The organism is Enterobacter sp. BNK-18, assembly GCF_047456135.1.
GTDB classification, from domain to species: Bacteria; Pseudomonadota; Gammaproteobacteria; order Enterobacterales; family Enterobacteriaceae; genus Enterobacter; species Enterobacter ludwigii.
Genome location: NZ_CP179899.1, coordinates 1,522,781 through 1,548,561 on the forward strand (window position 1 = coordinate 1,522,781; position 25,781 = coordinate 1,548,561).

Below are 25,781 nucleotides of genomic sequence, written 5' to 3' on the forward strand. Positions count from 1 at the left end.
TGTGAAATTTTCAATGTTTCACATACATTTGGTGATCGCACCAGCTCAAGCGTTATCGGTATCGTGCTGCGATAACTTCTGCTTGAGCGAAGACACCAACCCCTGAAATCCCTTCTCTCGGGCTTACTGAGTTATCGTCAGCGATGTTTGACGAGGCATAAACATGCCTGAAACTCTTGGGTAAGCAACAATGAGCACTTTACTCACTGCACAATCTCTACGTGTTGATACGGCGTTTGGTACGCTCTTCGACTCTCTCTCCTTTACGCTGAAAAAAGGCGATCGCATCGGTCTGCTGGGCGACAACGGCTGCGGTAAAAGTACGCTGCTGAAGGTGCTGGACGGTACGGACACGCCTGCCGCCGGAACGGTCGCGCTGGCCGGGCACTGCATCATGGCGCGCGTAGAACAACATCTCCCGGACGGGATTTATCCCCTGAGCATGCTGGATGCCGTGCTGGCACAACTGCCTGCGGCTGAACGCGAGAGCCTGCGCTGGAAAGCGGAAACGCTGCTGGCGAGTATGGGCTTTACGCCGCAGGACTGGACATTAACCTCGGCAACGTTGAGCGGCGGGCAACATACGCGTCTGCTGCTGGCGCGGGCTTTGATTAATGCGCCGGACCTGCTGCTGCTGGATGAACCGAGTAACCACCTCGATTTACCCACCATGCTCTGGCTGGAGCAGTTTTTACAGGCCTGGTCAGGCAGCTTTGTGCTGGTTTCACATGACAGGCAGCTGCTGGATGCCGTGACCAACGGCAGCTGGATCCTGCGCGATAAGATGCTGCATTACTTTGCCCTTCCCTGCACCGCCGCACGCAAAGCGCTGGATGCGAAAGACGAAAGTGATGCGCAGCGCCACAAGGCAGAACAAAAGGAGATCGACCGCGTCGCGGCCAGCGCAAAAAGACTGGCGACCTGGGGCAAAGTCTACGACAACGAAGACCTGGCCCGCAAAGCGAAACAGATGGAAAAGCAGGTTGAACGGCTGAAAGAGAGCCAGACGGAGGTCACGGCGGGAAGTCAGTGGACATTAACCCTGCGCGGCGACGCGCTGCGGGCCGACCGTCTGCTGGAGCTTGAAAACCTCGCGGTGCCGCCGGCGCCCGGACTGCCTGCGCTGTTTAACATTGACATCGCGCGTCTCAAAAGCGGCGATCGCGTGGCCATCGTTGGACGTAACGGCTGCGGTAAATCATCCCTGATGAAGCTGATCTGGCGGCATTTTCGCGGCGAGCAGGCTGACGATGGGCTGAAACTCCATCCACGCGTATCGCCTGGCTATTATGATCAGACGCTGAACCAGCTCCCGGACGATGCATCGCTGTTTGACGCACTGGAGCCGTTTGCACCCGATCCGCAGAATCGCAAGATGGCCCTGATCGGTGCCGGCTTTGCGTGGCCACGTCACGGTCAGAAAGTCATGACGCTCAGCGGTGGAGAACGCTCTCGCCTACTGTTTGTTGGCCTGACGTTAGCGCGTTATAGCCTGCTGATGCTGGATGAACCGACCAACCATCTGGACATGGAAGGCAAAGAGGCGCTGACAGAAACCCTGCAGCAATTTGAAGGTGGCGTGCTGCTGGTCAGCCATGACCGTCAATTAATCAGCCAAAGCTGCAACCGTTTCTGGCTGATTGAGGACGGCAGGTTGAGTGAATGGCATGACGCCGAAGCGGTCTTTGAACGGCTGCGTGAAAGTGCAGGCCTGATAACATCGCCGTGTTCACCGAAACAACAGCACGATCGCCCTTCGCAGTTTGACGACCTGCTTGAACGGCTGATCGCGCTGGAGACATTGCTGGAGGAAGACCTGGCCCGCAAACCGAAGCACCAGAAGCCGCAGTTGCAGGCGCAATGGCGCCAGGAGATTGAGGCGATAGAAGCAAAACTGTAAGTCCGCGCCCGGCGAGCGTCTCGCCGGGTCGCTCTGCCTCTGAACGCCCCCCCTGATTATTAGAGGATCGCTGTATTCTTAATCCGAAATCGAATCAAATGATGACATTATGTTGCTGCCACCTTGCATTAACGCGCCTAAGTATTAATCCTTAAGAAGTAGTACACCTGCTATGCAGAATCTCATCATGAACAAGGAGAAACATATGAAGGCTGCTGTTGTCACTCAGGATCATCAGGTCAATGTCACCGAAAAATCATTACGTCCGCTTAAGCATGGAGAAGCCCTGCTGAAGATGGAATGCTGCGGCGTATGTCATACCGATCTTCACGTGAAGAACGGTGATTTCGGCGATAAGACCGGGGTGATCCTGGGTCACGAAGGAATAGGGATCGTTAAAGAGATTGGCCCAGGCGTCAACTCGCTGAAAATTGGCGACCGTGCGAGCGTGGCATGGTTTTTTGAAGGCTGTGGACACTGCGAATACTGTAATACCGGCAACGAAACCCTGTGCCGCGATGTGAAAAACGCGGGTTATTCCGTTGACGGTGGGATGGCTGAAGAGTGCATCGTGACCGCCGATTATGCGGTAAAAGTGCCGGACGGTCTGGATTCCGCAGCGGCGAGCAGCATCACCTGCGCGGGGGTCACCACCTACAAAGCGGTAAAAGTGTCCCACATTAAGCCGGGCCAGTGGATTGCGATTTACGGTCTTGGTGGTCTGGGTAACCTTGCGCTGCAGTACGCTAAAAACGTATTCAACGCCAAGGTCATCGCCATTGATGTGAACGATGAACAGCTGAAACTGGCCGCGAGCATGGGGGCAGATTTAACCATTAACTCTCGCAGCGAAGATGCAGCGAAAATTGTTCAGGAGAAAACCGGAGGCGCACATGCCGCGGTGGTAACTGCCGTGGCAAAAGCAGCCTTCAACTCAGCGGTGGATGCCGTGCGTGCCGGTGGCCGCGTGGTCGCCGTGGGCCTGCCGCCGGAAGCGATGAGCCTGGATATTCCGCGCCTGGTCCTGGACGGCATTCAGGTCGTCGGTTCGCTGGTGGGAACCCGTCAGGACCTGATGGAGGCATTCCAGTTTGCAGCAGAGGGCAAAGTGGTGCCAAAAGTGACAATGCGTCCGCTGGAAGATATCAATGCCATCTTTAAAGAGATGGAGCAGGGTCAAATCCGCGGTCGTATGGTGATTGATTTACGCTCTTAATCGCCGGTTGCCGGGGGGCGGTTTTGCCTTACCCGGCATTTCACTACGACGATCGCCGGTCAGAAATCCACTCCTGAACCTCAATCTGAAAGGTATCCGGCGCTTTGCGGTACATCTTGCGCGCCAGATCGAGAATGGTATGTCGCGCTAACTCCTCTTCCATGCGTTGCTGTGCGCTGTCCATGACCGAACGTACGCCACACGGGCCATTGCACACCCAGGCAGGAGGCGTTTCATTAAACACCGCCAGCCGCTGACGCACCTCGCGACACTCAAACATGTTCTTCTCACCGTCAATGGCGTGCGCCACATCCAGTACGGTGATCAACTCCGCCGGGCGCGCCAGTTTAAACCCGCCGCCCTTACCTTCCGTGCTGCTCACCAGCCCGGCACGTGACAAACGGGTGAAGATTTTTCCCAGGTAATCATACGGCACCCCCTGCAAGGCGGCCATTTCCCGGACGCTCATCTCACGCTCATTGCCTTTTGCATCCACCATGCACATCAGGCTGTGAATGCCGTATTCCACACCGGAACTGTAAAACGCCATGGTTAACTCCGAAGTTATTTATCTGGGTCATTATAACGGCGTTATTGCCCACAATCACAACTACCCTCCCCTTTTTCATTAACATGCTGATTTTATGCAGCATTAAAATTTAACTCAGAAAGAAGTTGTCGCAGTTAACTGCGACAAGTATAGTTGCAGTTATGTCAGGTATACAGCGTGATGATCAAAAGGATCGAAGATGAAAAAGCAGATTTTAATTGTGGGCAGTGGTTTTTCCGGCATGTGGGCTGCCGTCAGTGCCGCGCGTCTGAATGCGCTGGAGGGCAATAACAGCCTAAAGATCGCCGTGCTGGCACCCGCCCCTGAGTTGCGTGTTCGCCCGCGCTTCTATGAAGAGAACGTGACGTCGCTGGTCTCGCCGCTGACCGGACTGTTCGCTGAACTGGGTATTGATTTTATCGCCGGTAAAGCAAAATCCATTGATATAAAAGGGAAAAGTGTTTCCTATCGTGATGCGAATGGCGTAACTGCCGCAGTGAGTTACGAGCGGTTAGTGCTGGCCACCGGCAGTCAGAGCAAGCGTCCACCGATTGCCGGGCTGGCTGAGTACGCCTTTGATATCGATCAGCTTGAATCCGCACAGACCTTTGAGCAGCATCTTGACTCCCTGGTCTCGCGCCCTTCCACCGCTGCGCGCAATACCGTGGTTGTCTGTGGCGGCGGTTTTACCGGCATTGAACTGGCAACCGAGCTTCCTGCCCGACTGCGCGCTCGCTTCGGCGATGATACGGCGACAAGAGTTATCGTAGTTGAAAGAGGTCATGTCATTGGCGGACGGTACAGTGAAGCATTGCGTAACACCATTAAAGACGCGAGCCAGGAACTGGGGATTGAGTGGCGTCTGAACAGTGAAATTGAGGCCATCGATGCGAACGGCGTAACGCTGAAAAACGGCGAACGTATCCCCGCTGCCACCGTAGTCTGGACAGCAGGCGTTGAAGCAAACCCGCTTGGACAACAGATTAACGGCGAACGCGATAACCAGGGGCGTTTGAAAGTGACAGAAACGCTGCAGGTTCCGGCTCATCCGGACGTGTACGCGACGGGAGATATGGCCTACGCCAGAACGGACGAGATGGGGAACACGGCGCTAATGACCTGCCAGCACGCGATCCAGTTGGGTAAATTTGCCGGCCACAACGCGGCAGCCAGCCTGTTGAATAGCACGCCTTATCCTTACCGCCAGGTTAACTACGTGACCTGTCTGGACCTGGGTGCCTGGGGTGCCGTTTACACTGAAGGGTGGGACCAGGCCGTCAAATCGGTGCGTGATGACGCAAAGAAAATCAAAATCGCCATCACCAATGAACTTATCTGCCCGCCAGCAGCGGACAAAGCCGTGGCGTTTGCCGCTGCCGATCCGTTGGCGAAATTTGTCTAGCGCCCTTCTACCGCGCCTTACCGGCGCGGTTCAACGTGCGGAAGCGAACGAACCGGCGTCTGCCTTTCTGGCCCGAAGATGTGCGTAGACCAGCAGTGAACTCATGGCTGAGAATGAGAGCACAGCCGCTGGCAGCGTGACATAGCTCCAGCTAAAGCCAAGCGTGATCATCATCCCGCCAAAATACGCCCCTATCGCACTGCCGAGGTTAAATGCCATCTGCCCGCCTGCGGCACCCAGCATCTCACCGCCCTTCGCATTTTGCAGGAGAAGGATCTGCAGCGGCGCAGAGAGTGCAAACAGCCCGGCACAGCAGATAAAGCCCATCACCAGCGACGCCGTTTTATGTTCCCCAAAGGCGAATAGCAACAGCAGTGACGCGACAATGACCATGTCGGTGGTGGCGGCAATACGCAGCGGACTGAAGCGACCCGATAATTTCCCGCTCAGGAGATTACCTAACACCATACCCAGCCCCATCAGCATCATGATGACCGTCATGACGCCTTCGGAGAAGCCAGAGACGTTGACCATAAACGGTTTGACGAAGCTGAACCACGCAAACACACCAGCATTACCAAACATGGTGGCGGCAAAAATCAGCCACGGCTCCGGTTTTTTCAGAAAGGAAAATTGCGCGGTCAATTTGATTTCGGAGCGATCATGGATGTGCGGCACCCAGACCAGTACCGAGATGATCACCAGAGCATCAAACAGGGCAATCAGGAAAAAGGTATAGCGCCAGCTGAATTCATGACCCAGCCAGGTGCCCAGCGGTACGCCCACCAGATTGGCAACCGTCATGCCGGCTATCATGCCCGCCACGGCGACCGTCACCTTCCCCGGAGGCGCAATTCTCGAGAGAATAATCGCCCCGACGCCAAAAATGGCGCCGTGCGGAAAACCGGAAATCAGCCGCCCTATCGCTAGCCAGGCATACGACGTTGAAAAGGTAAAAATCGCATTACCGACGGCACACAGCACCACCAGAAACAACAGCGTGGATTTTAACGAAAATTTGCCTGAGAACAGCGCCACAATCGGGGCACCAATCACCACACCAAAGGCGTAAAACGAAATCATATTCCCGGCGGCGGGAATTGAAATTCCGGTGTCATGGGCCAGTTCAGTTAATACGCCCATAATGCCAAATTCAGCCATTCCCAGGCCAAACGTGCCAAGTGCCAACGAAAAAATTGTCTTTTTCATACCACAACCACTGGTTAACAACGCGCGACGGGCATTATTGAACAATCTTGTATGGTGAGCCAGTTCAAATCAGCTGGCTGACACGTTAATCCATTAATTCAGGTGGATTACACTTCATAGTGCGGCCCCGCTTTTTCCCGCGCCGGACAACCTGAGGATGACAATCATGGGAAGCAAGAAGAAAACCAGTGTCGCAGTTGATGTCATAAAGCATGAGCCGTTAAAAACGAAAGAGTATGAAAAAGAGCTTCGTCGCCTCCACGTTGAACTGGTTAAGCTCCAGCAGTGGGTCGTCGCAAAGGGTTTAAAGGTCTGTATTGTCTTTGAAGGGCGCGACGGTGCCGGTAAAGGCGGAACCATTAAAGCCATCACTGAACGCGTTAGCCCACGCGTCTTCCGGGTTGTTGCGCTCCCCGCCCCGACGGAAAAAGAGAAGACCCAGCTCTATTTCCAGCGTTATGTCCCCCACCTGCCAGCCGCCGGCGAAATTGTCATTTTTGACCGCAGCTGGTACAACCGCGCGGGCGTTGAACGGGTGATGGGATTCTGCACACCGGAGCAGGTCGAGAAGTTTCTTGATGGCACGCCGGTGATGGAAAAAGCAATGGTGGATGCCGGGATCATCCTGCTTAAATACTGGCTGGAGGTCACGCCGAAAGAACAGGAGCGTCGTCTGCGCGATCGTATCAACGACGGGCGAAAGACCTGGAAATTATCTCCAATGGACATTAAGTCTTTCAATTTGTGGGATGAATATACCGTGGCGCGAGATGCGATGTTTGCTGCCACCGACACCGCCTGGGCGCCGTGGTTTGTCGCCCGTTCGGAAGATAAAAAACGCGTGCGCCTGAACATTATTTCGCACCTGCTGGCGCAAATCCCGTACAAAGCCATTCACATCGAAGCGGTGAGTTTGCCGAAGCGTAAGATTGGTAAAGTGAAGCCGACCCAATACCCGTTTCGGTATGTTGAAGAGCGTTTTTGACTGAAGCGTTCGCGGGTCATTCGCTGACCCGCGAACGCGGGACTTACGGCATCCCTTTCGTACTGTCCTGTTTCGCTTCCAGCCGCTCAACGTCACGGTACCAGCGCGGGTGGTGTTTCTGCGCCCAGCGGCGGCTCACCTTCCCTTCAATCATGCCTTTAATCGACCCTTTGACCCAGAAGGCCATATACATGTGGATCAGGATGGCGTGGATCAGAATAATGGCTGACGTCGCGTGAATGAGCAGCGCGTAGCGAATCACCTGAATGGGGAAGTAGTGCGCAAAGTACGGCCGCCAGATAATGACGCCGGTGACCAGCAGAACAAAAATCATGCTCATGATGGTCCAGAACATCATCTTCTGCCCGGCGTTGTATTTCCCGACCTTCGCAACCTTATGCTCATTGCCCTTCAGAACCTCAATAATCCCCTTCAGCCATGGAATGTCATGCTTGTCCGGAATATTGTGATGTACGAAGCGCGCAAACATAAACATCAGCACCACGAAAATCAGCACGCCGAAGAACGGATGCAAAATACGCCCCATCTGTGGCGTCCCGAAGGTTTCCGTCAGCCACTGCAGCGTCGGGAAGAAGAAGGAGATCCCCGAGACCGCCACCAGGAAGAAGCAGATCACTACCGTCCAGTGACAGGCGCGGTCGACAAACTTCGTGCGCACAATCCATGACTTACTCATGAGGTTCCTCCTCATCGTCATCCACCTCTTTGTTGGGTCCGATACCGATGTAGTGATAAATCAACCCGGCGAAAGTAGCGATAAAGCCCGCCGCAGAGAGCGGTTTGAGCGCCCCTTTCCACAGGTTGATCGAGGTATCGATCGCAGGATCTTTCGGCAGATTGTGGTACAGCTCCGGCTGGTCGTTATGGTGCAGAACATACATCACGTGCGTTCCCCCCACACCCTGCGGGTTATAAATGCCCGCACTGGCGTAACCGCGCGCTTTCAGTTTGTCCACGCGCTGCTGGGCTACCTCCAGCATCTCTCTTTTTGTCCCGAAGTGGATAGCCCCGGTCGGACAGGTTTTCACGCAGGCAGGCTCCTGCCCGACGCTCACGCGATCGACACACAGGGTGCATTTGTAGACCCGGTTATCCTCTTTATTGAGGCGCGGAATATTAAACGGACATCCCGCAATGCAGTAGCCGCAACCGATGCAGTTATCCTGCTGGAAATCGACAATTCCGTTGGCGTACTGGACGATGGCCCCGGCTGACGGACAGGCTTTCAGGCACCCCGGATCTTCGCAGTGCATACAGCCGTCTTTACGGATCAGCCACTCCAGCTTGCCGTTCTGATCGGTTTCGCTAAAACGCATTACCGTCCAGGATTTGGCACTCAGATCCGACGGATTATCGTAAACGCCGACGCAGTGTCCCACTTCATCGCGGATATCGTTCCACTCCGAGCAGGCCACCTGGCAGGCTTTACAGCCTACGCAGGAAGTGACATCGATAAGCTTGGCGACTTCTGCCTTATCATCCCGCGCACGAGGCGCGGGGGTGATGGAGTTGGTCGCGGAGCGTTTAATAATGTCCTGTGTTTCCATTGCCATGTATTCGCTCCTTACGCTTTCTCGATGTTGACCAGAAACGCTTTGTACTCCGGCGTTTGCGAGTTGGAATCGCCGACGTTTGGCGTCAGGGTATTGGCGAGGTAGCCTTTTTGCGCCACCCCTTCAAAGCCCCAGTGCAGCGGAATACCGACGGTTTCCACCTGCTGACCATGCACGCTCAGCGCCTGCAGACGACGCGTAACCACCGCAACCGCGCGAATAAAGCCACGCTTGCTGCTCACCTTCACGCGGTCACCGTTGGCAATACCCTTCGCTTTCGCCAGCGTTTCGCTGATCTCCACAAACTGTTCCGGCTGGGCAATGGCGTTAAGCCGTGCATGCTTGGTCCAGGTATGGAAATGCTCGGTCAGGCGGTAGGTAGTCCCGACATACGGGAACCTGTCCTTCTTGCCTAAACGCAGGACGTCCTCTTCATAGATACGCACCACCGGACTGGATATGACGTTCGGGTGCAGCGGGTTGGTACCGAGCGGCGTTTCCATTGGCTCGTAGTGTTCCGGGAACGGCCCCTCCGCCAGTTTATCGAGGGCAAACAGGCGTCCCAGCCCTTCCGGCTGCATGATAAACGGCCCGGTCTCACTGCCCGGTGCGGCGGTGCTGAAGTCCGGAATATCGTTACCCGTCCATTTGCTGCCGTTCCATTCGATCAGCATCCGTTTCGGATCCCACGGTTTGCCGTTGATATCCGCAGAAGCACGGTTGTACAGCACGCGACGGTTCAGTGGCCATGCCCATGCCCAGCCCAGCGTATTGCCCAGCCCTGACGGGTCAGCGTTATCGCGGTTCGCCATCTGGTTACCCTGTTCCGTCCAGGAGCCGGTGTAGATCCAGCATGACGACGCGGTCGTGCCATCATCCCGCAGCAGCGCGAAGCTGTTGAGCAACTGGCCTTTCTTCGCCAGTAGCGTGCCGTTCGCGTCATACAGATCCGCCAGCGCAACGCCGTTATTCTCTTTGGCGACCTCTTCGGATTCAGGATGGTCCGGCTGTTTGTAATTCCAGCTCATCCTCAGCAGCGGTTCAGCGCCTTTCCCCCCTTCGGTGCGATACATTTCACGCAGACGATGGTAAATCCCGGCCAGGATTTCGCCGTCGTTGCGCGCTTCACCCGGTGCATCCTGGCCTTTCCAGTGCCACTGCAGCCAGCGGCCGGAGTTGGCAATCGACCCGTCTTCTTCTGCAAAACAGGTGGACGGCAGGCGGAACACTTCGGTCTGAATCGATGCAGGATCGACGTCGTTCATCTCGCCGTGGTTCTGCCAGAAGTTGGAGGTCTCGGTCACCAGCGGATCGATAACCACCATGTATTTCAGTTTGCTCAGGCTGCGAACGACCTTGTTTTTGTCCGGGAAAGACGCCACCGGGTTAAAGCCCTGGCAGATGTAGCCCGTAACGTTGCCCTTATCCATCATGTTGAAATACTTAATGACGTCGTAGGCCTGGTCCCATTTCGGCAACCACTCGAAGCCCCAGTCGTTTTCCTTCTGCGCGGCATCGCCATAGAACGACTTCATCAGGCTGACGAAGAACTTCGGATAGTTACTCCAGTAGTTCACCTGATCGGCACGCGTCGCTTTTGGCGTGTTGGCCGCCAGATAGCTGTGCAAATCAGTCTGCTTTTCAGACGGCAACGTCAGATAGCCTGACAGGCTGGTCGACAGCAGGCCCAGATCGGTCAAGCCCTGAATGTTGGAGTGTCCGCGCAGGGCGTTCACGCCGCCGCCAGCCATCCCCATGTTTCCGAGCAACAGCTGAATCATTGCCATGGTGCGGATGTTTTGCGCACCGACGGTATGCTGCGTCCAGCCGAGCGCATACAGGAACGTCGTGGTTCTGTCGGCGGCGCTGGTAGAGGCCAGTACATCACACACCTTGAGGAAATCTGCTTTTGGCGTGCCGCAGATATTCTCCACGACGTCCGGCGTATAGCGGGAAACATGCTGTTTCAGCAAATTCCATACGCAGCGCGGATGGCTCAGGGTCTCATCGCGTCTGGCGTAGCCGTTTTCATCGAACTGGTAGTTCCAGGACGATTTATCGTACTGCCGTTTTTCCGCGTCATAACCGCTGAACAACCCCTCTTCAAAAGCAAAATCATCCCGTACCAGGAGGCTGGCATTGGTGTAATGCTTAACGTATTCAGCGTTAATTTTGTTGTTTTCAATCAGGTACAGCAGAACGCCCGAGAGGAACGTAATGTCCGTACCGGAGCGAATAGGCGCATAGATATCCGCCACCGATGCCGTACGCGTAAAGCGCGGATCGACAACGATCAGCGTCGCATCGTTATTATTTTTCGCTTCCATCGCCCAGCGGAAACCCACCGGATGGGCTTCAGCGGCATTACCGCCCATCACCATCACGACGTTGGCGTTTTTAATATCAACCCAGTGGTTGGTCATCGCACCGCGACCAAATGTTGGAGCAAGACTTGCTACCGTTGGTCCGTGTCAGACGCGCGCCTGGTTATCTACCGCCAGCATGCCGAGGGAGCGCACAAATTTTTGCGTCAGCATGCCGGTTTCATTACTTGCCGCGGACGCGCACAGCATGCCGGTCGACAGCCAGCGGTTCACCGTAACGCCCTGCGCGTTCTTTTCGATAAAGTTGGCGTCGCGGTCAGCTTTCATCAGTTTTGCGATTCGGGAAAACGCCTCATCCCAGGAGATACGCTGCCATTTGTCAGATCCTGGCGCACGGTATTCCGGATAGCGCAGACGGTTTTCGCTGTGGACATAATCCAGCAGACCCGCCCCTTTCGGACAAAGTGCGCCACGGCTCACCGGATGATCCGGGTCCCCTTCAATATGATAAATCGCTTCTTTGGCGTTCTTCGCGCCATCGCCCAGGCTATACATTAAAAGCCCACAACCTACGGAACAGTATGTGCAGGTGTTACGGATCTCTTTAGCGCGCAGCAGTTTATAGTTGCGTGCCTGAGCCAGTGCCATTTTGGGTGCAAATCCCAGCATTGCGGCTGTTGTTCCGGCCATACCGCCCGCGCAGATTTTAAAAAATTGTCTGCGGCTGACGTCCATTGTTGTCCTCGTTTTCATATAAGACTTCGCGCCGCAAACTAGCAGTAAAGCCCCTGATTTTTTTGCGTCAAATCAAGGTCACTTGTCTTCACCCCCTTAATAGTCACGCCCACGGAATTTAAATACCTCTTTTTGATTAAAGACTTAAGAGAATAATTCGCGATGGCAGGAGGATTAATGCTATAAATTTTTCCTTTGATTTTTATAGCGGTGGCAGGGTTATGGACAGAAAGAGAGCAACGCTCACGGGACTGGCGGCGATACTGTTGTGGAGCACCATGGTTGGCCTCATTCGTAGCGTCAGTGAGGGGCTGGGACCGGTGGGAGGCGCCGCAATGATATACACCCTCAGCGGATTACTGTGCCTGGTGACGGTAGGATTTCCTGATATCAGACGGTTTTCACCCCGGTATCTTATTGCCGGCAGCGTGCTGTTTGTCAGCTATGAAATTTGCCTCGCCCTGTCGTTAGGCTATGCCGCAACGCGCTCCCAGGCTATCGAAGTGGGAATGGTCAATTATCTCTGGCCAAGCCTGACGATAGTGTTTGCCATTTTATTTAACGGCCAACGGTCCACCCTGTGGGTGATCCCGGGCTTAGCCGTCTCATTGTTGGGCGTCTGTTGGGTATTAGGCGGAGAACAAGGGCTACATCTTGATGACATCATGCGTAATGTCATCTCAAGCCCGCTCAGCTACGCGCTGGCGTTCGCCGGGGCTTTTATCTGGGCGGCTTACTGCACCGTCACCAGTAAGTTTGCCAACGGGCAAAACGGGATAACGCTTTTCGTGCTGCTCACCGCGCTCAGTCTGTGGGTGAAATATGCGTTCAGCGAACAGCCGCAAATGGTGTTTACTCTCCCGGTGGTCGTAAAGCTCATCATGTGCAGCGTCGCACTGGGGTTTGGCTATGCGGCATGGAATATCGGTATTCTTCATGGCAACGTCACGGTACTCGCAGCGGTATCCTATTTCACGCCTGTACTCTCAGCAGCACTCGCTGCCGTATTGCTGAATTCCCCCCTCTCGTTTTCTTTCTGGCAAGGCGCATTAATGGTTTGTGCCGGGTCATTGTTGTGCTGGTACGCCACGCGAAAATAATATCGCTATCTTCTGCCGGGCCCATAATCGCCCGGCGGGAATTAACATAAATTTAATATGTGATCGCGCGTCAAAATAATGATCGGCGCGTTAGAAAAGCCGTTTAGATTCTGTTTATATTACCGCCCTTTCGTAAATCTCCGTCGTCTTTTATTGACATAACTTGACACCGTTACGTTATTAATCCCTTGCGAATATTAACAATGTATATAGCACAAAGTGCAATAGTGTGTTTCTGTGTGTTTCACGTCCAACAACGATTATCCCGTACAATGGAATAGTTAACCCATTGATTTTAAACAACTAACATTTATATCAAACGAGCAAAAAGACAGAAAATACCGACAATTAACAAAAGAAACTAAAACGGCCGAAAACTATATTGCGGCCAATGGTTTTGTTGAATAATTCATCAAAAAATGCACAAATCCCCACCATCTCATTCGTTACAGCCGCAATTTATCCGATCCGGATCACACTAATTGAAATTATTGCTAATATTTTGAAACTTATTATTGAAACCCTACTACAAGATTCTTAAAAATAGCATGCCATTGATGATTAGCCTCGTTTAGAAATCGTTCAAAGTGGCTCAGGAAATACTGAAGAAAATTATAAGGAATATTTAAGATGAAACTTAAATTAGTTGCAGTGGCAGTGACTTCCATGTTGGCAGCAGGCGTTGTAAACGCGGCTGAAGTTTTTAACAAAGACGGTAACAAACTGGATCTGTACGGCAAAGTAACAGGTCTGCACTATTTCTCTGATGACGCTGGCAACGACGGCGACAAAACCTATGTTCGTCTGGGCTTCAAAGGTGAAACTCAGATCAACGACCAGATGACCGGTTACGGCCAGTGGGAATACGAGTTCAAAGGCAACCGCTCTGAATCTCAGGGTTCTGACGGCAACAAAACCCGTCTGGCATTCGCGGGCCTGAAATTCAACGAATTCGGTTCTTTCGACTACGGTCGTAACTACGGTGTTGCTTACGACATCGGCGCATGGACTGACGTTCTGCCAGAATTCGGTGGTGATACCTGGACTCAGACTGATGGCTTTATGACTGGCCGTACGACTGGCGTTGCAACTTACCGTAACACCGACTTCTTCGGTCTGGTTGATGGCCTGAACGTGGCTGCTCAGTACCAGGGTAAAAACGACCGTAACGACATCACCGAAGCGAACGGTGACGGCTGGGGTCTGTCTTCTACTTATGAATTCGAAGGCTTCGGTGTAGGTGCTACCTACGCGAAATCTGACCGTACTGACCGTCAGGTTGCTGCTGCAAGCAATCTGAATGCAGGCGGCGAAAACGCGGAAGTATGGGCTGCGGGTCTGAAGTACGATGCCAACAACATCTACCTGGCAACCACCTACTCTGAAACCCGTAACATGACCAACTTCGGTAGCGGTTTCATCGCTAACAAAGCGCAGAACTTCGAAGTGGTTGCTCAGTACCAGTTCGACTTCGGTCTGCGTCCATCCATTGCTTACCTGAAATCCAAAGGTAAAGACATTGGTACTTACGGCGACCAGGATCTGGTTGAATACGTTGACGTTGGCGCGAGCTACTACTTCAACAAAAACATGTCTACCTACGTTGATTACAAAATCAACCTGGTTGACGACAGCAGCTTCACTAAAGCAGCTGGCGTTTCTACCGACAACATCGTTGCTGTTGGTCTGACCTACCAGTTCTAAGATTTGTTAGTATAAAAAAGCCAGCCTTCGTGGCTGGCTTTTTTTATTCGGTTTGACTGGCGTAATAAAGGAGCACGCCATGCATATTTTCAAAGGACGCTGCCTGTGTGGGATGAGCCAATTCAGCGTTTCCCTCAACAATTTCGACGTCTATGCCTGCCACTGTACCCAGTGCCAGAAATGGTCGGGGGGAATGGCCATGTATCTGGAAGCGCAGGGTCAACCGCTTGTGGAAGAAGAGTCGATAGCCCCTTCTCATTTCACGTCATCTGCGCGCGGCGAACGCTGGTTTTGTCCCGGATGCGGTTGCCCGCTGTGGTTCACACTGACCGCAAGCTCAACGACGCGCTATTTCATTCCCTGGACACAGCTTGAGATGAGCGAAGACGAACGTCGCCGTCTGATACTTGCCGCTGAAATCTATACAGAAACGCAACCCGCATTCTTTGGCCTGACCGGGCAATACGCGCGCTTTAGCGGCACCGAAATTGAAGCACACGACAAGCGCTGCCTGCTGACTCCCCATGACGCACACTGAGGGTTGCCCGGTAAGCATTGCACCACCGGGCCTGTTTTTTACTGTTTCGGTACGTTTGCCAGGCTAAACCAAATCCCGACCGCCAGCACCAGTAACATTGCGCCGGCACTGCCTAACGCCACGCTGTGCGACGTGATAAAGGCCGTTTTTGCCGCCGCAATTAACGACTCCGCCAGCCCTGGAGTCAGGCTCTGCGCCACGTTCACCGCTTCGCCAATCGATGACGAGGCCTTATCGGCCAGCGTCGCGCTCAGTCCCTGCGGCAGAACAATTGACGCTGAGAAGCTGCGGGTTAACAGCAGACCAAAAATGGCAATGCCCAACCCTGCGCCCAGCTCATAGGACATGGTTTCAATCGCCCCTGCGGCAGCCGCTTTCTCTTTTGGCGCGGCCGCCATAATTGCCGAGGTTGAGGCCAGTAGCGCACTGGCGGCACTGAAGCCCAGCAGCACCATCAGACTCCATGCCTGCCAGTGCTGCGTGCTGAAGTCGAGCATCGACAGACCGATAAAGCTGACGGCACTCAACCCCATTCCGCCTGCCGCCACCAGCCGCAGCCCCAGACGACCGACCAGCACACCGGCAATCGGCCCGCTAAACCCGCTGGCAACCATCAGCGGCAGCATAAACATCCCCGCTTCAAATGGCGTAAAGCCATGCACAAACTGCAGCTCCTGGGCCATCAACAGCTCAAACCCCACCAGCGCGATCATGGCGGTCATCGCCATCACGACACCGCTTAAAATAATGCGATGACAGAACAGACGCATGTCGATCATCGGCACGCGGGCGCGAAGCTGGATCCGAACAAAGATCATCAGCATCACCGCTCCGGTGAGCAGCGTCATTGCCACCAGCCACGGAGAAAGCACCCCTTTGAGCGCGGTTTTCGCGCTGTAGACCAGCAGCAATATCGCCACAATCAGCATGATTGCATGGGCAATATTCAGCGGCTGTTCCGGGCGTCCCTGTTGACGAGGCACCAGACGCGCGGCAAGGGAAACAACGATGACCACGATCGGCACGTTGATCAAAAAGACCGATCCCCAGTAAAAATGCTCCAGCAACATACCGCCAATCAACGGACCAAACGCCGCACCGCCTGAACCGACGGCGGCCCAGACCCCAAGCGCGATGTTGCGATCGCGCGCATTAACGAACAACGTGCGGATCCCCGCAAGCGTGGCCGGGATGATCATCGCCGCCCCAATCGCCAGCGAGGCGCGGGCAGCAATCAGCCATCCTGCTGAAGGCGCAAATGCAGCTGCCAGCGATGACAAGCCAAACAGCGTACTGCCAATTATCAACAACCGTTTAAAACCAATGCGGTCACCCAGCGCGCCCATCGGCAGCACCATCCCCGCCATCACCAGCGAGTATATATCGATGATCCACAATAATTCGTTACCGCTGGCACCCAGCGTCATACTCAACGTCGGCGCCGCTACGTGCAGTACCGTCGCGTCGATCGCCACCGGGATATACACCAGCACGATAATGACTAACGCTAACCACTGACGAAACATAAATTTCCTTTTCTTTTAAATCATGGACACATGTCCAGCTTGCGATCCTACGTAAAGTTGAACGAGTGTCCAGCTTTTTGTTACACTTGTTTCAGTCCCATTAAGAGTGAGTGAAAATGCGATATCTGAGCAAGGATGAAAGGCGGGAAGAGATTTTACAGGCCGCTATGCGCGTGGCGCTCTCTGACGGACTTTCCGCAATGACGGTACGGCGAATTGCCGCCGAAGCCGGCGTCGCCACCGGACAGGTCCACCACCATTTCACCTCTGGCGGGGAGCTAAAATCGCTGGCTTTTGTGCGGTTAATCCGTGAACTGCTGGATGCGGATGTAGTCGGCAAGCAGGCCAGCTGGCGACAGCAGCTGCATGCCATGCTCGGCAGCGATGATGGCCGGTTTGAGCCCTATATTCGCCTGTGGCGTGAGGCGCAGATCCTGGCAAGCCGGGATACGGACATCAGGGGCGCATATGTACTGACCATGGAGATGTGGCACCAGGAGACCGTCGCCCTTATCAAAGCAGGCACTGACGCGGGAGATTTTACCCCGGGCGATCGGCCAGAAAATATTGCCTGGCGTTTAATTGGTCTGGTGTGTGGCCTGGACGGCATTTATATATTAGATATCCCAGAGATGGACGACGATGCCTTTAATAACCATCTTGATAAATTAATCTCTCTGGAATTGTGTTAATACTCACTTATGAGTATTAACAGCCCTCACTTACAATTCGTAACACATTAAGCGAACCCTTATTTCCCCTCCCGGCTCAGGGATTCGCTTTTTTATCTATCCTTTCAGATGTATCCCAAACCATCCAATAATTCCAGAAACACACCGTCAGACATCCACCTGTTTTTACTCCATTTTTTCTTTTTATGGTTAAGCAAGAGGGCGACATGTCACAACAAAGTGAGAAGAATAATCCTTATCTGCTGAGCAACTGGAAACCCGAAAACGCGCAATTCTGGGAAAATAAAGGAAAGCATATTGCCCGAAGAAATCTTTTAATTTCTGTGGCTTGCCTGTTATTAGCGTTTTGCGTATGGATGTTATTTAGTGCCATTGCGGTCAATCTGAATAAAGTTGGATTTAATTTTTCCACCGACCAGCTTTTTATGCTAACAGCCTTACCCTCCCTGTCCGGTGCGATATTGCGCGTCCCCTATTCGTTTATGGTTCCTCTCTTTGGTGGACGCTACTGGACGGTGTTAAGCACGGTGATCCTGATTGTTCCCTGCGTCTGGTTAGGGATCGCGATTCAGGACACTGCCACTCCCTACTGGATCTTTATCGTCATCGCGCTGCTGTGTGGTTTTGCCGGCGCTAACTTCGCCTCCAGCATGGGCAATATCAGCTTCTTCTTCCCGAAAACGAAACAGGGTAGCGCCCTGGGGATTAACGGCGGGCTGGGGAATCTGGGCGTGAGCGTAATGCAGCTGGTCGCGCCGCTGGTGATCTTCCTGCCCATGTTCACCTTTCTCGGCGTAAACGGCGTGCCGCAGGATGACGGCTCAACGATGTGGCTGGCCAATGCCGCGTGGATTTGGGCGCCCCTTCTCCTGCTGGCCACGATTGCGGCGTTTTTCGGCATGAATGACATCGCGAGCTCTAAGGCCACGATTGCCAGCCAGCTACCGGTGTTAAAACGTTTTCACCTGTGGCTCCTGAGCCTCCTCTACCTGGCAACCTTCGGTTCGTTTATCGGTTTTTCAGCAGGCTTCGCCATGCTGTCGAAAACCCAGTTTCCTGACGTCAATATCCTCCATCTGGCTTTCTTTGGCCCACTGATTGGCGCGCTGGCCCGTTCTGCGGGCGGGATGATCTCAGACAAACTCGGCGGCGTACGCGTCACCCTGATTAACTTCGTCTTTATGGCGCTTTTCAGCGCCCTGCTTTTCCTGACGCTTCCCGGTTCCGGGTCGGACAGTTTTCTCGCCTTCTATCTGGTCTTTATGGGTCTGTTCCTCACCGCCGGACTGGGCAGCGGGTCAACGTTTCAGATGATTGCCATCATTTTCCGCCAAATCACCCTCACCCGCGTGAAGCAACAAGGGGGAAGTGACGAGCAGGCGCAGCATGAAGCAGTGACCGAAACCGCGGCAGCGCTGGGCTTTATCTCCGCCATCGGTGCCGTCGGCGGGTTCTTCATTCCGAAAGCCTTCGGCACGTCGCTGGCCATGACCGGCTCGCCTGTGGGTGCCATGAAAGTTTTTCTCGTGTTTTACATCGTCTGCGTCCTGGTGACCTGGCTGGTTTATGGCCGCAAATCTTCACAACAATAACAATTACACATTCGCCTGAGAGTGGGCAGCCCTCTCCGAAAAGGCTATCGAAGCAGGAGAAATGTCATGAGTAAACTGTTGGATCGCTTTCGCTATTTCAAACAAAAAGGCGACAGCTTCGCCAATGGACACGGGCAGGTGTACAACACCAACCGTGACTGGGAGGACAGCTACCGACAGCGATGGCAGTTCGACAAGATTGTGCGGTCCACCCATGGCGTGAACTGCACGGGCTCCTGTAGCTGGAAAATCTACGTCAAAAACGGCCTGGTTACCTGGGAAACCCAGCAGACCGACTACCCGCGTACCCGCCCCGACCTGCCTAACCACGAGCCGCGCGGCTGCCCGCGCGGTGCAAGTTATTCCTGGTACCTTTACAGCGCCAACCGGCTGAAATACCCGCTGGTGCGCCGCACGCTGATCGAACTGTGGCGTGACGCGCTGGCGCAACACAGCGATCCGGTGCTGGCCTGGGATGCCATTCAGAACGATCCGCAGAAGAGCCGGAGCTACAAGCAGGCACGCGGACACGGCGGATTTATCCGCTCCAGCTGGAAAGAGCTAAACCAGCTGATTGCTGCCGCCAACGTCTGGACCATTAAACACTACGGCCCCGATCGCGTGGCCGGTTTTTCACCGATTCCGGCGATGTCGATGGTCTCGTATGCCGCCGGGACGCGTTATCTCTCTCTGCTGGGCGGCACCTGTCTCAGCTTTTATGACTGGTATTGTGATTTGCCGCCCGCCTCGCCCATGACGTGGGGCGAGCAGACCGACGTGCCGGAATCCGCAGACTGGTATAACTCCAGCTACATCATTGCCTGGGGGTCTAACGTTCCGCAAACGCGTACGCCAGATGCCCACTTCTTTACCGAGGTCCGCTACAAAGGCACCAAAACCGTGGCCATCACCCCGGACTTCTCCGAGGTCGCCAAACTGAGCGATCAGTGGCTGGCACCCAAGCAAGGCACCGACAGCGCGCTGGCGATGGCAATGGGCCACGTGATCCTCAAAGAGTTCCATCTCGACAACCCCAGCGAGTACTTCCTCAACTACTGCCGCCGCTACACCGACATGCCGATGCTGGTGCTGCTGGATGAACAGGCCGATGGCCGCGTGGTGCCGGGGCGGATGCTTCGGGCTTCTGATCTCACGGACGGGCTGGGAGAAACCAATAATGTTGAGTGGAAAACCGTCGCCTTTGATATCGCCGGCGATCTGGTGGTGCCGAACGGGTCCATTGGTTTCCGCTGGGGCGAAAAAGGCAAATGGAACCTGGCGCCGCTGGCGGCAGATCATGAAACTGAGCTCACCCTCTCGCTGCTGATTACCCACGACAGCGTGGCAGAGGTGGCATTCCCCTATTTTGGCGGCAATGAAAATCCACACTTCCGTAGCGTCAAGCAGGATCCGGTCCTGACGCGCCGTGTACCGAGTAAAACCCTGATGCTGGCCGATGGCAGCCAGAAACGGGTGGTCAGCGTCTACGATCTGATTCTCGCTAACTACGGTCTCGATCGTGGTCTGGAAGACAGCAACGCGGCGGGCAGCTATGACCAGATCAAAGCTTATACTCCCGCCTGGGGCGAGCAGATCACCGGCGTCCCTGCTTACCTGATAGAGAAAATTGCCCGTGAGTTTGCCGACACGGCGCACAAAACGCACGGTAGGTCGATGATTATCCTCGGTGCCGGGGTGAACCACTGGTACCACATGGACATGAACTACCGCGGGATGATCAACATGCTGGTGTTCTGCGGCTGCGTGGGTCAAAGCGGCGGCGGCTGGTCACACTATGTGGGTCAGGAGAAGTTGCGTCCGCAAACCGGCTGGCTGCCGCTGGCGTTTGCGCTGGACTGGAACCGTCCCCCGCGCCAGATGAACAGTACATCGTACTTCTACAACCACTCCTGTCAGTGGCGTTATGAAAAACTGACCGCGCAGGAGTTACTCTCTCCGCTGGCGGACGCGACAAAATTCACCGGTCACCTGATCGATTTTAACGTCCGGGCAGAGCGTATGGGCTGGCTGCCCTCGGCGCCGCAGCTAAACCTCAATCCGTTGCACATTAAAGCCCGGGCCGACGCCGCCGGCATGACCCCGCAGGAGTACACCGTGCAGGCATTAAAATCGGGCGATATACGTTTCGCCTGCGAACAGCCTGACAACGGTAAAAACCACCCGCGCAATCTGTTTGTCTGGCGGTCTAACCTGCTCGGCTCTTCTGGGAAAGGTCACGAGTACATGCTCAAATACCTGCTCGGTACCGAAAGCGGCATCCAGGGCGAGGATTTAGGGTCGACGGATGACGTTAAGCCCGAAGAGGTCGAGTGGCAAACTCAGGCCATCGAGGGCAAGCTTGACCTGCTGGTGACGCTCGATTTCCGCATGTCCAGCACCTGCCTGTTCTCCGATATCGTGCTGCCAACCGCGACATGGTATGAAAAAGACGACATGAATACGTCGGATATGCATCCGTTTATTCATCCGCTTTCAGCTGCCGTCGACCCGGCCTGGGAATCCCGCAGCGACTGGGAGATCTACAAAGGTATTGCCAGCGTTTTCTCAGAGGTGTGCGTCGGCCATCTTGGCACCGAAACGGACGTGGTACTGCAGCCGCTGCAGCACGACTCCCCGGGGGAACTGTCACAGCCGTTTGATATTCAGGACTGGCGCAAAGGCGAATGCGATCTCATTCCGGGTAAAACGGCGCCGACGATTGCGGTGGTCGAACGACATTATCCGGAAACCTACGAGCGCTTTACTTCACTCGGCCCGCTGATGGACAAACTCGGCAACGGCGGAAAAGGCATTTCATGGAATACCCAGAGCGAGGTCGATTTCCTTGGCAAGCTGAACTACGTCAAGCTCGATGGCCCGGCAAAAGGACGCCCGCGTATTGAAACGGCGATTGACGCCTCTGAAGTGATCCTCGCCCTCGCCCCTGAAACGAATGGCCAGGTGGCAGTGCGAGCCTGGCAAGCGCTGGGCGAACTGACCGGTCGCGATCACACCCATCTGGCGCTGAACAAAGAAGATGAGAAAATCCGCTTCCGCGATATTCAGGCCCAGCCGCGGAAAATTATCTCCAGCCCCACCTGGTCGGGCCTTGAGAGCGAGCATGTCTCCTATAACGCCGGTTATACCAACGTTCACGAGCTTATTCCCTGGCGCACCCTTTCCGGTCGTCAGCAACTGTATCAGGACCATCCGTGGATGCGCGCGTTCGGGGAGAGTCTGGTGGCCTATCGCCCACCGATTGATACCCGAAGCGTTAGCCATATGCGCGAAATCCCGCCGAACGGCTTTCCTGAGAAGGCGCTGAACTTCCTGACGCCACACCAGAAATGGGGCATTCACTCGACCTACAGTGAAAACCTGCTGATGCAGACGCTGTCACGCGGGGGGCCTATCGTCTGGATCAGCGAAACCGATGCCAGAGAGTTAGGCATTGAGGATAACGACTGGATCGAAGCCTTCAACGCCAACGGGGCCCTGACCGCCCGGGCAGTGGTGAGCCAGCGCGTCCCGCCGGGCATGACCATGATGTACCACGCGCAGGAACGTATCCTGAATATTCCGGGTTCAGAAGTCACCGGTCGTCGCGGCGGGATCCATAACTCGGTGACGCGCGTCTGTCCCAAACCGACACACATGATTGGCGGCTACGCCCAGCTGGCGTACAGCTTCAACTATTACGGCACCGTCGGCTCTAACCGCGACGAGTTCATCATGATCCGCAAAATGAAAAACATTAACTGGCTGGATGGCGAAGGTCGGGATCAGGTACAGGAGGCGAAAAAATGAAAATACGCTCACAGGTTGGAATGGTGCTGAATCTCGACAAATGCATTGGCTGTCACACCTGCTCGGTCACCTGTAAAAACGTCTGGACCGGGCGTGAAGGTATGGAATATGCGTGGTTCAACAACGTTGAAACCAAACCGGGGATTGGCTACCCGAAAAACTGGGAAGATCAGGAGGAGTGGCAAGGCGGCTGGGTACGCGGGATCACCGGCAAGCTGACGCCGCGCCTCGGCGGGCGCGTGGGCGTGCTGTCGAAAATCTTTGCCAACCCGTCCCTGCCCGGCATTGATGATTACTACGAACCCTTCACGTTTGATTACCAGGATCTGCACCGTGCACCACAAGGCGATCACCTCCCGACGGCCCGCCCGCGCTCGCTGATTAGCGGCAAACGGATGGACAAAATTGTTGGCGGCCCGAACTGGGAAGAACTGCTTGGCGGCGAGTTCGAAAAACGCGCCCGCGACCGCAACTTCGACAAGATCCAGAAGGAGATGTACGGCCAGTTTGAAAACACCTTCATGATGTACCTGCCGCGCCTGTGTGAACACTGCCTGAACCCGAGCTGCGTGGCCACCTGCCCGAGCGGTGCCATCTACAAGCGTGAAGAAGACGGCATTGTGCTGATTGACCAGGACAAATGCCGTGGCTGGCGCATGTGCATCAGCGGTTGCCCGTACAAGAAAATCTACTTCAACTGGAAAAGCGGAAAGTCGGAGAAATGCATCTTCTGCTACCCGCGCATTGAGTCTGGCCAGCCAACCGTCTGTTCGGAGACCTGCGTCGGGCGTATTCGCTATCTGGGCGTGCTGCTGTATGACGCGGATCGCATTGAAGAAGCGGCCAGCACCGAACATGAAACCGACCTCTATGAACGCCAGTGTGACGTATTCCTTGATCCGCATGACCCGGCGGTCATTGAAGAAGCCTTCAAGCAAGGTATTCCGCAGAACGTGATTGACGCCGCCCAGCGTTCCCCGGTTTACAAGATGGCGATGGACTGGAAGCTGGCCCTGCCGCTGCATCCGGAATACCGCACCCTGCCGATGGTCTGGTACGTTCCGCCGCTGTCACCGATCCAGTCTTACGCAGATGCGGGCGGCCTGCCGCTCAACGACGGCGTGTTACCGGCGGTCGAAAGCCTGCGCATACCGGTGCAGTATCTGGCCAACATGCTCAGTGCGGGCGATCCTGCTCCGGTGCTGCGCGCCCTCAAACGCATGATGGCAATGCGTCATTACAAACGCTCTCAGACCGTTGAAGGCGTGACCGATACGCGCGCCATCGAAGAGGTGGGCCTTAGCGTCGAGCAGGTTGAAGAGATGTACCGCTATCTGGCGATTGCCAACTACGAAGATCGTTTCGTGATCCCCACCAGCCACCGCGAAATGGCGCGCGACGCCTTCCCGGAACGCAACGGCTGCGGCTTCTCCTTTGGCGACGGGTGCCACGGTTCCGACACCAAATTCAACCTCTTTAACAGCAGCCGCATTGATGCCATCAATATCACCGAAGTGCGCGACCACGGGGAGGGAGAGTGATGCAGATCCTCAAAATCATCGCCCTGCTGATTGAGTATCCCGATGAAATATTATGGGAAAATCGCGAGGAAGCACTTTCCCTGATAGAACAGGATCTCCCTGCGTTACTGCCCTTTGCCCGCCAGCATCTGGATGCCGCACTGCTGGATAAGCAGGCCGAATGGTGCGAGGTGTTTGAGCGGGGTCGTGCGACCTCGCTGCTGCTGTTTGAGCACGTTCATGCTGAATCCCGCGATCGCGGCCAGGCGATGGTCGACCTGATGAGCCAGTACGAAAAAGCCGGCCTGCAGCTGGACTGTCGCGAGCTGCCGGACTATCTGCCGCTCTACCTGGAGTATCTCAGCCTCGTCACCGACGACGAGGCCCGCGAAGGGCTACACAACGTTGCGCCGATCCTGGCGCTGATTGGCGGTCGCCTGAAGCAGCGCGGCGTGGCGCATTATCAGCTGTTTGATGCGCTCCTGACGCTCGCAGGCACGCGTCTGACCAGCGACAGCGTGGCGAAACAGGTTTCCACCGAGAAACGGGATGATACCCGCCAGGCGCTGGACGCCGTCTGGGAAGAGGAACAGGTCAAGTTTATCGAGGACAACGCCACATCGTGTAATACCTCACCGATGCAGCAATATCAACGACGCTTTAGCCAGGACGTTGCCCCGCAGTATGTCGACGTCAGTGCGGGAGGCCCAAAATGATCCAGTTTCTGAACGTCTTTTTCTACGATATTTACCCCTACCTGTGCGGCACGGTTTTTCTGGTGGGAAGCTGGCTGCGTTACGATTACGGGCAGTATACCTGGCGCGCCTCCTCCAGCCAGATGCTGGATAAGCGCGGCATGGTGCTGTGGTCGAATCTGTTCCATATCGGGATCCTGGGGATCTTCTTCGGACATCTTTTCGGGATGCTGACGCCGCACTGGGTTTATTCGTGGTTTCTGCCGATGTCGCAGAAACAGCTGATGGCGATGATTCTGGGCGGCGTTTGCGGCGTGCTCACGCTGGTGGGCGGTGCGGGATTATTGATTCGCCGGCTGACGAACCCGCGTATCCGGGCGACCTCCTCCACGGCAGATATCCTGATCCTCTGCATTTTGCTGGTGCAGTGTATTCTTGGGCTCACCACCATTCCGTTCTCCGCGAAATATCCCGACGGCAGCGAGATGCTCAAGCTGGTGGACTGGGCGCAGTCGGTAGTCACCTTCCGCGGTGGCTCGTCCGAACATCTGGCGGGCGTGGCGTTTATCTTCCGTGTCCATCTGGTGCTGGGCATGACCATTTTCCTGATCTTCCCCTTCACCCGACTGGTGCACGTCTGGAGCGCGCCGGTGGAGTATTTAACGCGCAGGTATCAGGTGGTGAGATCGCGCCGCTGAGTGTTGCCGGGTGG

19 protein-coding genes are annotated in these 25,781 nt (G+C 55.1%); 13 read left to right on the top strand and 6 right to left on the bottom strand.

From position 1 onward, the window contains the following. Positions 1-190: 190 nt before the first annotated feature. Positions 191-1,900: an ABC-F family ATP-binding cassette domain-containing protein gene (locus ACMGG3_RS07275; RefSeq protein WP_414149743.1), complete on the top strand. Its 1,710-nt coding sequence runs from the start codon at positions 191-193 to the stop codon at positions 1,898-1,900. A 205-nt stretch (positions 1,901-2,105) separates the two neighbouring features. Beyond that, positions 2,106-3,116: an alcohol dehydrogenase AdhP gene (adhP, locus tag ACMGG3_RS07280; RefSeq protein ID WP_020884077.1), complete on the top strand. Its 1,011-nt coding sequence runs from the start codon at positions 2,106-2,108 to the stop codon at positions 3,114-3,116. Positions 3,117-3,159: 43 nt separating this feature from the next. Here adhP and ACMGG3_RS07285 read toward each other — a convergent pair whose 3' ends face one another. Further along, entirely contained in the window at positions 3,160-3,666 is a 507-nt protein-coding gene (locus ACMGG3_RS07285) for an RrF2 family transcriptional regulator (protein WP_014170178.1), read from the bottom strand. Positions 3,667-3,865: 199 nt separating this feature from the next. Between ACMGG3_RS07285 and ACMGG3_RS07290 the strand changes: the two genes are divergently transcribed. After that, a complete protein-coding gene (locus ACMGG3_RS07290) occupies positions 3,866-5,068 on the top strand; it encodes an NAD(P)/FAD-dependent oxidoreductase (protein WP_414149744.1) in 1,203 nt (400 codons plus the stop codon). 30 nt (positions 5,069-5,098) lie between these two features. Here the strand turns inward: ACMGG3_RS07290 and araJ are convergent, their stop codons facing one another. Further along, positions 5,099-6,277 carry an MFS transporter AraJ gene (gene araJ, locus ACMGG3_RS07295; RefSeq protein WP_342863384.1) on the bottom strand — a complete coding sequence of 393 codons (1,179 nt, stop codon included), beginning with the start codon at positions 6,275-6,277 and terminating at the stop codon, positions 5,099-5,101. 166 nt (positions 6,278-6,443) lie between these two features. Between araJ and ppk2 the strand changes: the two genes are divergently transcribed. After that, positions 6,444-7,262: a polyphosphate kinase 2 gene (gene ppk2, locus ACMGG3_RS07300; protein ID WP_025204134.1), complete on the top strand. Its 819-nt coding sequence runs from the start codon at positions 6,444-6,446 to the stop codon at positions 7,260-7,262. 43 nt (positions 7,263-7,305) lie between these two features. Here ppk2 and fdnI read toward each other — a convergent pair whose 3' ends face one another. Genes fdnI through fdnG form a run of 3 tightly spaced genes read right to left on the bottom strand, consistent with a single transcriptional unit; the run spans position 7,306 to position 11,895 of the window. Then, entirely contained in the window at positions 7,306-7,959 is a 654-nt protein-coding gene (gene fdnI, locus ACMGG3_RS07305) for a formate dehydrogenase-N subunit gamma (protein WP_020884059.1), read from the bottom strand. Continuing rightward, a complete protein-coding gene (gene fdxH, locus ACMGG3_RS07310) occupies positions 7,952-8,836 on the bottom strand; it encodes a formate dehydrogenase subunit beta (RefSeq protein ID WP_063156453.1) in 885 nt (294 codons plus the stop codon). Before fdxH ends, fdnI begins: the two co-directional genes overlap by 8 nt. Positions 8,837-8,847: 11 nt before the next feature. After that, complete coding sequence (fdnG, locus tag ACMGG3_RS07315; RefSeq protein ID WP_154819385.1) at positions 8,848-11,895, bottom strand: formate dehydrogenase-N subunit alpha; 3,048 nt, start codon at positions 11,893-11,895, stop codon at positions 8,848-8,850. 221 nt (positions 11,896-12,116) lie between these two features. Between fdnG and yddG the strand changes: the two genes are divergently transcribed. From yddG to ACMGG3_RS07330, 3 genes are all read left to right on the top strand, one after another. After that, positions 12,117-12,995, top strand: a complete 879-nt coding sequence (gene yddG / locus ACMGG3_RS07320; protein ID WP_014170222.1) for an aromatic amino acid DMT transporter YddG — start codon at positions 12,117-12,119, stop codon at positions 12,993-12,995. Between the two features lie 630 nt (positions 12,996-13,625). Next, positions 13,626-14,699 (top strand): porin OmpD, encoded by a 1,074-nt coding sequence (gene ompD / locus ACMGG3_RS07325; protein ID WP_020884056.1) that lies wholly within the window; start codon positions 13,626-13,628, stop codon positions 14,697-14,699. A gap of 79 nt (positions 14,700-14,778) precedes the next feature. Beyond that, positions 14,779-15,237 carry a GFA family protein gene (locus ACMGG3_RS07330; RefSeq protein ID WP_163305600.1) on the top strand — a complete coding sequence of 153 codons (459 nt, stop codon included), beginning with the start codon at positions 14,779-14,781 and terminating at the stop codon, positions 15,235-15,237. Between the two features lie 38 nt (positions 15,238-15,275). On the opposite strand, the gene ACMGG3_RS07335 is transcribed toward ACMGG3_RS07330, so the two are convergent. Next, positions 15,276-16,763, bottom strand: coding sequence for an MFS transporter (locus ACMGG3_RS07335; protein WP_025204129.1), 1,488 nt, complete (start codon positions 16,761-16,763; stop codon positions 15,276-15,278). A 116-nt stretch (positions 16,764-16,879) separates the two neighbouring features. Between ACMGG3_RS07335 and ACMGG3_RS07340 the strand changes: the two genes are divergently transcribed. From ACMGG3_RS07340 to narI, 6 genes are all read left to right on the top strand, one after another. Next, positions 16,880-17,455, top strand: a complete 576-nt coding sequence (locus ACMGG3_RS07340; protein WP_032680950.1) for a TetR family transcriptional regulator — start codon at positions 16,880-16,882, stop codon at positions 17,453-17,455. Positions 17,456-17,661: 206 nt separating this feature from the next. Further along, a complete protein-coding gene (locus ACMGG3_RS07345; protein ID WP_414149745.1) occupies positions 17,662-19,047 on the top strand; it encodes a NarK family nitrate/nitrite MFS transporter in 1,386 nt (461 codons plus the stop codon). Between the two features lie 66 nt (positions 19,048-19,113). Beyond that, a complete protein-coding gene (locus ACMGG3_RS07350) occupies positions 19,114-22,854 on the top strand; it encodes a nitrate reductase subunit alpha (protein ID WP_414149746.1) in 3,741 nt (1,246 codons plus the stop codon). Further along, positions 22,851-24,395 (top strand): nitrate reductase subunit beta, encoded by a 1,545-nt coding sequence (narH, locus tag ACMGG3_RS07355; RefSeq protein ID WP_020884050.1) that lies wholly within the window; start codon positions 22,851-22,853, stop codon positions 24,393-24,395. Before ACMGG3_RS07350 ends, narH begins: the two co-directional genes overlap by 4 nt. Continuing rightward, positions 24,395-25,090 carry a nitrate reductase molybdenum cofactor assembly chaperone gene (gene narW, locus ACMGG3_RS07360; RefSeq protein ID WP_414149747.1) on the top strand — a complete coding sequence of 232 codons (696 nt, stop codon included), beginning with the start codon at positions 24,395-24,397 and terminating at the stop codon, positions 25,088-25,090. Before narH ends, narW begins: the two co-directional genes overlap by 1 nt. Further along, on the top strand, positions 25,087-25,767 hold the full coding sequence (gene narI / locus ACMGG3_RS07365) for a respiratory nitrate reductase subunit gamma (RefSeq protein WP_014170231.1): 681 nt from the start codon (positions 25,087-25,089) through the stop codon (positions 25,765-25,767). Before narW ends, narI begins: the two co-directional genes overlap by 4 nt. Positions 25,768-25,781: the final 14 nt, after the last annotated feature.